This window comes from Microbulbifer epialgicus, assembly GCF_041447265.1.
Taxonomy (GTDB): Bacteria; Pseudomonadota; Gammaproteobacteria; order Pseudomonadales; family Cellvibrionaceae; genus Microbulbifer; species Microbulbifer epialgicus.
The window spans coordinates 1-682 of record NZ_JBGMEK010000271.1 but is presented as its reverse complement, the minus strand read 5'-3'; the positions used below and the strand labels follow the sequence as shown (position 1 = coordinate 682).

Sequence of the window (682 nt, the reverse complement as noted above, 5' to 3'; positions counted from 1 at the left end):
CATAAAGAGGTTCTGCTTTTTTGTAATAATCAGAATACCCCTCTTCTTTGGCAATTTTAAGCAAAGTAAAATGTGTAATATTACTGTCCATAAGATACTTTCTGAATGGATGGTTCTCATCTATCGTAGATAAATACTCATCTACCCAATTTTCAAGTTCAGAAAATTCTGGAGAGTTTTCTTCTGGATCATCATTATTTGGAATTACACCTGCTAATGCGCGATCAAGTGAAGCTAATTGATCAGCACTTTTCTGTCGAAGAATATTGCTTTTATTACTTTCGTCAATTGAAAGGCAACACTTCTTATATTTCTTACCACTACCACAGTGACATGGTGAATTTCTTCCGATACTCATTTCAATTTCCCTGCCTAACGCCAAGCTCACCCGCGGAGGCGCAATTGCGCCGGAGTCGGGTGCAGCGTTTTGGTATGCCCAGCATGGGCGTGAACTAATGAGGTGAAAGTCCCCTGTAGGAAGATCACCGTTTAATGGGTTCCATTAAATGCTAACTACTAGCGAATGGCAACTGCAACACCGTGAGGTCTTGTGGGGAGGAAGTAGCTAGCAAAACTACAAGCTGACGAACAGAAACATCATATAAGGCTTAGTCTGTAAGCGATCGTAAGCGGTACGCAAACTACATACTTTGATGAATAATGTGGTTCATGTACCGCTTAC

At 40.9% G+C, this 682-nt stretch carries 1 protein-coding gene; it reads right to left on the bottom strand.

Annotation, left to right across the window (positions count from 1 at the left end; translation table 11 throughout):
• Positions 1-358 (bottom strand): SEC-C metal-binding domain-containing protein (locus ACCI49_RS24950; RefSeq protein WP_371841962.1); only part of this gene is annotated, 358 nt, incomplete at its 3' end.
• Positions 359-682 lie beyond the last annotated feature (324 nt).